We start from the raw sequence: 7,855 nt of genomic DNA, 5'->3' as shown, positions 1-7,855 counted from the left end.
GGATTATAACAAAATAAATTCCGGCTACAGCAAAAAATCCGTAATAGGTTTTTCCTAAAATATCACCCAAGTAAAGTGACAAACCAATGGTTAATAAAAAGAAAAATAAAGCAATTAAGCTAAACAATACTATTCGAGAAGTTATTGAAGCAAATACGTCTGTTGACTTATCTATTGCTTGTAACTTGTACAACTCAAAATTGGTCTTGCCATATTGCTCTAGTTTTTCGACTAGCATTTCAACTAAAATTACTTTATCTTTCATCTTTATAGGTTTTTATCTTTTAGCATTTTCAACCATTTCTTTTCCTTCTTCATACATCTCTAAACCATTATTTTTGGCTCTGTCTAGTTTAGAAGTAAGCTGATCGATTGCGTTGTTGTATTTGTTTTTTAAATCATCTAACGAATCTTTTCCCTTATTAGCGATTTTTTTTCTTGTATCTGAACCTTTTTCAGGTGCAAATAAAATTCCTAAAGCTGCGCCAGCTGCTAGTCCTACTAACACTCCAGCAATTGTATTTCCTTTTGACATAATTGTTTTATTTTAATTTGTTAAAACTGGGTTTCAAAACGTATTCTGAAACCCAATTGTTTTATTTGTTAGAATCTGTAACCTAATGTTAATTGAATAACTTGGTTTTTGTATCTTGGGTCTGTATCATTTCCATCAGAATCTGATTTAGAAATATCCCATCCAGCACGACCAGAGATTACAAAGTCTTGAAGATTTACATCGGCACCAACTACAAAACCAAAAATGTTTTTCTTGTAGTTTTCGTCGTTGATTGCATCTTCTTCTGATGAAGTAGAGTTTCCGTTAAACTTATTTTTTGTATCCAATAAATAAGAAAATTGTGGACCTACTAATAAAGTTAACTGCTCAATTGGTTTGATTTGTAATTGTAAAGGAATATCAATAAAACTTGATGTTCTTTCAAATTCATAATCTGCTCCAAGAACTGAACCTGTTGCTTTAAAACCTTTTTGAGAATACATAAACTCTGGTTGGAAACCAATGTATTTACCAAATGGAATTGAAACGAATGCACCAGCGGCGAATCCTACTTTTCCTTCGGCTACGTAATCTTGGTTTTCTTCATCATACACGTTTGCGAAATTAACACCGGCTTTAACACCAAATTTTAATTCTTCACGAGAATCTGTAGTTGAACCTTCTTGAGAAAAACCTGCTGCACTTACAAAAAGAGCAATCATTAATGCGAATTTTTTTGAAACTGTTTTCATAATTTTCTTTTTTATTATTTGTTTTAAATTATATTACAAAGTTGCGACCAAGTAGGTAATTTCGTGTTATATAAATTTTTGAAACTTTTATATTATTCACACCTTACTGTTTTTTTGTATTAAAAAAGGTTCATTAATGCACTAATAAGATAGCGAATAATGAACCTTAAGTATTGTTTTTACTGATAATTATTCTTTTTCTTCGGTAGTTTCGTTTTCTGGAGCTTTTACAATTTCAAAGTTTATTTCAACTTTGTTTGGTGTTGTATCGGAGTAATTATCAAAATCAAATAGTGGTAATCTTATTTTATTCCATTCGTAGGTTTTTGGTAAATCGTCACCTATTAAATAACCCCAAGGTTCTAGTGATTCGATTCTGTCAAAAATAACTTTTAGAATAGCTATAATAGGTATGGCTAGAAACATTCCAGAAATTCCTGCCAGTGCGCCACCAATTATAATTCCGATGATAGAAACCAATGCGTTGATTTTGACTTTGGAACTTACAATTAAAGGAACTAATATGTTGTTGTCTATTAATTGAACAATTACATTTACTATAATTACACCAAGAATTATAGATAAATCTGACGAACCAGTAAGTGAAGCAATGATGGTTAACAAACCAGCAAATAATATTCCTATATAAGGTATGATGTTTAGTAATCCAGTTATTACTCCAAGCAAAATGGCATATTCAACACCAATAATCATCAATCCGATTGAGGTTAAGACAGAAATAAAAATCATTTCTAAGATTAATCCAACCAAGTAACTTTTTACCACTACTTTTATTTGATCTAAGATGTCAAATAGTGTACTGTGGTATTCTTGTTTAAACAATTTTGCAAAGAATTTTACAAACAATGATTTATACAATAGTATTAAAAAGATGTAAATCGGAATTAAAATTAAATTCAAAATGGTGTCGGAGAAGGATAGTAATGTTGAACCCAAAAGTTCTTTTCCTTTTTCTAATGAATCGTTGGCAGCTTCATCTATAAAGACTTTTTGTTCTTTAGAGCTTAAATTGAAATGCTCTCTAATTAAGTCTTGGCAGTTTTGAATATGAATGTTTAAGTTTCGTTCAATTTTATCAAAATCACTAACCATATCGGTAATTTGAAACGAAAGCGCAGTAAAAATTCCTAGTACAATAATTACAAATAAAGTTACTGCAAGCATGGCCGCAATGACATTAGGAAATCGTAATTTTTTATTTAAAAAGGTAACTATTGGTCTTAAAATAATTGCAATTAAAAACGCCATTAAGATGGGCACAATGATGCCTTGACCAATATAAAAAATGAAGGCTAATGCGATAATTGATAACAAAACATAAGTAAGTTTTGCGTAAAAAGGAAGCTTAATAGTTTCGTGCATAGTGTTTTAGTTTTAGGTAAAACAAAAATACTAAGACCTTTTTTTTAACAATTATATAATTTTCGTATTAATTTATATAATTCAATTAATCCGTAAACTCACCTTCAGGATGCGAATGTGGTTTGGATATGATAGAAATTCCTTTTTGAAGTAATAGGTTGTTCGGATATGTAATTCGTTCGCCATCAATGGTTTTTAAATTAACGTGAAATGCGCTGATGTCTTCAATTTCGGCTTGAATAGGGAAGTCTTTGTCGTGAATTTTAATAGTATCTCCAATTTTAAACGGAAAGAAAAAGAACAAAATCACACCTGCAGTTACATTACTTAAAATAGACCATTGCGCAAACATCGCCACACCAACAACCGTAGTTATTGAAGAAACGGTTAATAGAATTTGATCTTTATCAACACCCCAAATTACAATTAAAGCAATTGTAGCAATAATATTAATAAGTAAGTGAATGTATTTGATAACAAGATTAGTGCGATGTTCTATAATTTCGCTCGATTTTGCATAACGACGAATAAGTTTAGCAACAATAAATCGGAGTATACAAACAGCTACTAAAACAACTACAGTTGCAATAAATTCGATAGTAAAATTTGCGAAAACGTCCATTAAAGAAGGTTAAAGATGTCCGGTTTTAGTTCTTTGATTGATGTAATTTAGTTGATGTTCTGCAACATAATTTCTGAATAATGCCACCAAGGTATCGTAGTATTTTTGAAGATTTTTAACGTTGATTTCCGGATTACTGTCAATAGGAATAGTGATTGGCATTTCATTCAAATACTTCGATAATTCGGGATAATTCTCTTGAATAACCATGGTAACTTTCATGATTTTTGCATTGATTTCTTCTTCGGTTTCCATAATTCTAGTAAGTATTTAGAACGCCTAAATTACAACTAATTTGACAACAATTTTGTTAAATAATTATAAACTTTTTCTGTAGGAAGTCCAACCACGTTTGTATAAGAACCTTCAATTTTTGTGATACCAATTAATCCAATCCATTCCTGAATTCCGTATGCGCCAGCTTTGTCAAATGGCTTGTAATTGTCTAAATAATAACGAATTGCTTCATCTGTTAATTCTGAAAAAGTCACTTTTGTAACATCAAATATAGTTTCCGATTTTTCTGTCGTCGTAAAACAAACCGACGTAATTACCTCGTGCGTATCATTTGATAATGATTTTAAAATTTGAAAAGCATCATCATAATCTTTTGGTTTTCCTAAGGCTTTTCCGTTTAACCACACTAATGTGTCGCTTGTTACAAGAACTTCATTTTGAGCAAGTTCACCATCAAATGCTTTTGCTTTTAATTCGGCTAAAAAATTGGTGATTTCTTCTGCTTTTAAATGATCAGGATAGATTTCATCGACTTCTTTTAGACGAACTTCAAACTCCAAATCAAAATCCTTGAAAAACTGCTGACGTCTCGGCGAACCTGATGCCAGAACGATTTTATACTTCTTATCCATTGTATTTAATGTTTAATGTAATGACTGCAATTGATAGAATTCCGAAGAAAATAATCCATTTTAATAACTTACTAATTTGGGTGTAATCGCTTTTTTCTTTGGCATTCCAAATTTTAATCAAACAAATAATCATTGGTGCAATTACCAGTGCAATCATGTAAAATACCGAGTACAATAAATTGTTATCGAACAGATTACTTTTTACATAATAGAATAAGTATAAAACTGGTAGTAGCAATAATACCAATGCGATTTTATTGGTTTTTGCAACGCCAATAAGTATTGGTAACGTTTTCATTTCCTGTAAAGTATCGCCTTTTATGTCTTCGATGTCTTTGATAATTTCACGAACTAAATTCACTATAAAAGCAAATTTCGCATAATCAAACAGGATTGCAAACGCCAACATCATTTGCTTCTGATTGAAATCAAATGTATTTGGAACAATATCAAAAATTCCAATAATGATGACACTAAAAGCCAGTAAAGTTGCAACAATTATATTTCCAACTACGGCAATTTGTTTTAAAGTACTCGCATAGAAATAGAGCAAGGTCGCAATTAATACAAAAATCACAGCGAAATTGGATTTTTCAACCGAATTAGCAAGTATAAATCCGCACAGAACTCCAGTAATTGTTAGCGATGCATAAATTATGTAGGCTTTAGATTCAGTAATTGAATTTCCGATGATGGTTTTTTTCGAATGATTTTCTAAATCGGTTTCTTGGTCAAAAATATCGTTGATGACATATCCGCCAGCAGCAATTAAAACCGTTGCGGCGATTAACAATGCGTATTGCCAATACCAAAGTGATAGCGGAATGTTGATGAGTTCTAAATATCCAAATCTAAAAATAAGTTGCATTAAGGCAAGTAGGAGTAGGTTTTGGTAGCGAATTAGTTTTAGAAAAGTCATGTTTTTTATTTCTGAAAATGAATGTATTTTTTAAAATTGGATGCGATTCCTACGGAATGACAAACTGTGTGTAAAATCCGCAAACTGCAAACTGAAATCTGCGGTCTAAAAACTAATCGTGTTGTCCATTATAATAAGTGTGCCATTTTCCTTGCGCTTTCATCACTTGTTCAATTACATCGCGAACGGCGCCTTTTCCTCCGTTTTTGTGTGAAATGTATTTAGAAATTGCTTTGATTTCTGGAACAGAATCTTGCGGACACGTTGGCAAACCTACCAATTGCATCACATGAAAATCCGGAATATCGTCGCCCATGTATAAAACACTTTCTGGTTTGATGTTGTACAATTCGATGTATTCTTTAAAAGTTTCTACTTTATTTGGACTTGCCAAATGAATGTCGTGAATTCCTAGATTTCTTAGCCTTATGCGAACACCTTCATTGCTTCCGCCCGAAATAATGCACACGTTGTAACCACTTTCTAATGCGGCTTTCATGGCAAAACCATCGCGAATGTGCATCTCGCGAAGCATTTCTCCAGTTGGACTCACGTGAACCGTTCCGTCGGTTAAAACGCCATCAACATCTAAAATAAAAGTCGTGATGTCGTTCATTAATTCTTTATAACTTTTTGCCATTATCAATAATCGATTTGGTTAGTAATTTGTAGATTTCTTTCTGATTTTCGTCAGATAAAAGTGCTAAATGTTTGTTGATTGTTGTAGTATCTTTTCGTTTCGCCGGACCAGTTTGAGCGTCTTGTGGCGAAAGCATTTCTATTTTATGCGCCGTTTCCATAATTAATGGTTTCAAAATAGTAAACGGAACGTTGTGTTCGTTACAAATTTCGTTTCCAATGTGGTACAAATGATTGACAAAATTACTCACAAAAACTGCAGAAACATGTAATGATTTTCTTTGCTCCGAATTGATTTCAAATACTTTATCAGAAATTGAATTGGCTACTTTTTTTAGTAGTTCTAAATCAGATTCATTTTCGGCTTCCAAGCACAATGGATCTTTTTTAAAATTGATGTCTTTATTTTTGGATAATGTTTGAAGCGGATAAAAAACGGCTTTTCTGTTTTCGTTTGATAAATCAGCCATGGCAACACTTCCAGAAGTATGAGCCACCAATTTATTTTGAAACGGAAGCATTGAAGCAACTGATGGAATTGCATCATCAGCAACCGAAATGATGTACAAATCGGCGTCTTTAAATTGGGATGCATCCGAAATAATTTTGTCTTGAGCTACCAAATGTGCTACCGATTCTTTATTTCTAGCAAATACCTGAATAAACTCTAAAGTATCACATTTAGAAATTGCTTTTATCAAGTGTTGCGCCACATTGCCCGAGCCGATAATGGTTATTGAAATCATTTGGTAAAAATATTGAAAATATATTTTACAGCAGTAGTAAAAAATAAAGTTTTGTGTTTTTAGGAAATGGTAAAGTAGAGTTGTGGATTGATTGGAGTTTTTTGTTAGTTTTGTTTTTAAGAATTGGGACCAATAATCTCTACTAAACAGTAATTATGAGAAAAATAATTGTGCTTTTTATATTATTTGCTTTTATGCTTCAAAGTTGTGGCGAAAGTTGTGGTGAGTGCTTTACTCCGCCACAGAATTTTATGTTTGAAATTGTAGACAAAGAAAGTGGAGCGAATTTGTTTGCAAATGGAACTTATATGAGTAGTCCCCAAGCTAGCGCGAGCATCATGCTCGTGCCCACAAAGAAAATAATAACAAATGAGTCCAATTATATATGTATTTTAAATTGTTATAAATGAAAAAAATATTATATTTTTTCATCGATTTTTTTCTTAGTCTAGTAGCTTATATGATTGGAATTGCTCCTCTCATAATAATTTTTTTGTTGTTGTATTTAATAAAGTATTTAATTATCCCAGATTTACCATTTAGCATTTTTCTTGTAATAGTTTATATTGTAGTAATTATATATGAAAAAATTAAAAAGTATATAAATAAAAATCAAGATTGATAATAGACTAGATATTTCAGGAATTGTCTTTACCCGACCGCGCGAATATGTTCAACGGTCGATAGCGCGGAATTGCATTCCGTGCCCACATAGAAACTAAAACAGTGCCTACAAAAAACTAAGAACTACAACAATAAAAGTTGTAGTTTTTTTATATATTCGTTATTCAAATTTATGCCAATGTCAACAAAATACAAAGCCACAACATCAGAAGAATGCTATTTTATCACAATCACAACTGTTGGTTGGATAGATGTTTTTACTAGATTAAATCAAAAATACGTTATTATAAATGCCTTAAAACATTGCCAAGAGCACAAAGGTTTAGAAATTTATGCTTACGTGTTAATGAGTAGTCATTTACATTTATTGTGCAAAGCAACAGAAGGTTTTATTCTGTCAGATGTAATTAGAGATTTTAAAAAATTTACTTCTAAAAAAATAACACAAACAATTATTACAGAACTTGAAAGTAGAAGAGAATGGATGCTAGATTATTTTGAAAAAGCTTGCGAACATTTAAAAAGGAATCAGCAATACAAAGTTTGGCAAGATGGTTATCATGCGGAACTTATTTATAGTAATTCATTTATCAAGCAAAAGGTTGATTATATTCACAATAATCCAGTAAAGGAGAAAACTGTTTCTTTACCAGAGGATTATTATTTTAGTTCTGCCAGAAATTATGCGGGTTTAGATAATGATTTAGAAGTAATTTTATTAGATTTGTTTTGAAGATGATTGTGGGCACGGATTGCAAATCCGCGCTATCGGGTTTTAGATAATGATTTAGAAGTAATTTTATCA

General features: G+C 31.5%; 11 protein-coding genes. 1 reads left to right on the top strand and 10 read right to left on the bottom strand.

Annotated elements, in window-relative coordinates; all coding sequences use genetic code 11:
- From DIU01_RS08325 to DIU01_RS08280, 10 genes are all read right to left on the bottom strand, one after another.
- Positions 1–265: hypothetical protein (locus tag DIU01_RS08325; protein ID WP_290833403.1), on the bottom strand; the 265-nt coding region annotated here is incomplete at its 3' end.
- Between the two features lie 12 nt (positions 266–277).
- Positions 278–535, bottom strand: coding sequence for a YtxH domain-containing protein (locus DIU01_RS08320; protein ID WP_290833401.1), 258 nt, complete (start codon positions 533–535; stop codon positions 278–280).
- 68 nt (positions 536–603) lie between these two features.
- Positions 604–1,248, bottom strand: a complete 645-nt coding sequence (locus tag DIU01_RS08315) for a porin family protein (RefSeq protein WP_290833399.1) — start codon at positions 1,246–1,248, stop codon at positions 604–606.
- Positions 1,249–1,437: 189 nt separating this feature from the next.
- Entirely contained in the window at positions 1,438–2,631 is a 1,194-nt protein-coding gene (locus tag DIU01_RS08310) for an AI-2E family transporter (RefSeq protein WP_290833397.1), read from the bottom strand.
- Between the two features lie 85 nt (positions 2,632–2,716).
- Entirely contained in the window at positions 2,717–3,253 is a 537-nt protein-coding gene (locus tag DIU01_RS08305) for a mechanosensitive ion channel family protein (protein WP_290833395.1), read from the bottom strand.
- A 9-nt stretch (positions 3,254–3,262) separates the two neighbouring features.
- Positions 3,263–3,508, bottom strand: coding sequence for a hypothetical protein (locus DIU01_RS08300; protein ID WP_290833393.1), 246 nt, complete (start codon positions 3,506–3,508; stop codon positions 3,263–3,265).
- Between the two features lie 35 nt (positions 3,509–3,543).
- Positions 3,544–4,122, bottom strand: coding sequence for a Maf-like protein (locus tag DIU01_RS08295; RefSeq protein ID WP_290833391.1), 579 nt, complete (start codon positions 4,120–4,122; stop codon positions 3,544–3,546).
- Complete coding sequence (locus tag DIU01_RS08290; RefSeq protein WP_290833389.1) at positions 4,115–5,041, bottom strand: geranylgeranylglycerol-phosphate geranylgeranyltransferase; 927 nt, start codon at positions 5,039–5,041, stop codon at positions 4,115–4,117. The genes DIU01_RS08295 and DIU01_RS08290 overlap by 8 nt, the downstream gene beginning before the upstream one ends.
- Positions 5,042–5,153: 112 nt before the next feature.
- Positions 5,154–5,681 (bottom strand): HAD family hydrolase, encoded by a 528-nt coding sequence (locus DIU01_RS08285; RefSeq protein WP_290833387.1) that lies wholly within the window; start codon positions 5,679–5,681, stop codon positions 5,154–5,156.
- A complete protein-coding gene (locus tag DIU01_RS08280) occupies positions 5,665–6,426 on the bottom strand; it encodes a Rossmann-like and DUF2520 domain-containing protein (protein WP_290833385.1) in 762 nt (253 codons plus the stop codon). Before DIU01_RS08280 ends, DIU01_RS08285 begins: the two co-directional genes overlap by 17 nt.
- Positions 6,427–7,228: 802 nt before the next feature.
- Here DIU01_RS08280 and DIU01_RS08275 point away from each other — a divergent pair.
- Positions 7,229–7,783 (top strand): transposase, encoded by a 555-nt coding sequence (locus DIU01_RS08275; RefSeq protein ID WP_290833383.1) that lies wholly within the window; start codon positions 7,229–7,231, stop codon positions 7,781–7,783.
- Positions 7,784–7,855: the final 72 nt, after the last annotated feature.

Origin of the sequence: Flavobacterium sp. (assembly GCF_003525665.1) — a bacterium.
Taxonomy (GTDB): Bacteria; Bacteroidota; Bacteroidia; order Flavobacteriales; family Flavobacteriaceae; genus Flavobacterium.
Note: the sequence above shows the minus strand (reverse complement) of the source record. Positions and strands in the feature narration are given on the sequence as shown.

Coding starts and splice junctions, on each gene's coding strand:
- DIU01_RS08290 (WP_290833389.1), bottom strand. CDS start 5,041: ATGACTTTTCTAAAACTAATTCGCTACCAAAACCTACTCCTACTTGCC.
- DIU01_RS08295 (WP_290833391.1), bottom strand. CDS start 4,122: ATGGATAAGAAGTATAAAATCGTTCTGGCATCAGGTTCGCCGAGACGT.
- DIU01_RS08280 (WP_290833385.1), bottom strand. CDS start 6,426: ATGATTTCAATAACCATTATCGGCTCGGGCAATGTGGCGCAACACTTG.
- DIU01_RS08315 (WP_290833399.1), bottom strand. CDS start 1,248: ATGAAAACAGTTTCAAAAAAATTCGCATTAATGATTGCTCTTTTTGTA.
- DIU01_RS08275 (WP_290833383.1), top strand. CDS start 7,229: ATGTCAACAAAATACAAAGCCACAACATCAGAAGAATGCTATTTTATC.
- DIU01_RS08320 (WP_290833401.1), bottom strand. CDS start 535: ATGTCAAAAGGAAATACAATTGCTGGAGTGTTAGTAGGACTAGCAGCT.
- DIU01_RS08305 (WP_290833395.1), bottom strand. CDS start 3,253: ATGGACGTTTTCGCAAATTTTACTATCGAATTTATTGCAACTGTAGTT.
- DIU01_RS08285 (WP_290833387.1), bottom strand. CDS start 5,681: ATGGCAAAAAGTTATAAAGAATTAATGAACGACATCACGACTTTTATT.
- DIU01_RS08300 (WP_290833393.1), bottom strand. CDS start 3,508: ATGGAAACCGAAGAAGAAATCAATGCAAAAATCATGAAAGTTACCATG.
- DIU01_RS08310 (WP_290833397.1), bottom strand. CDS start 2,631: ATGCACGAAACTATTAAGCTTCCTTTTTACGCAAAACTTACTTATGTT.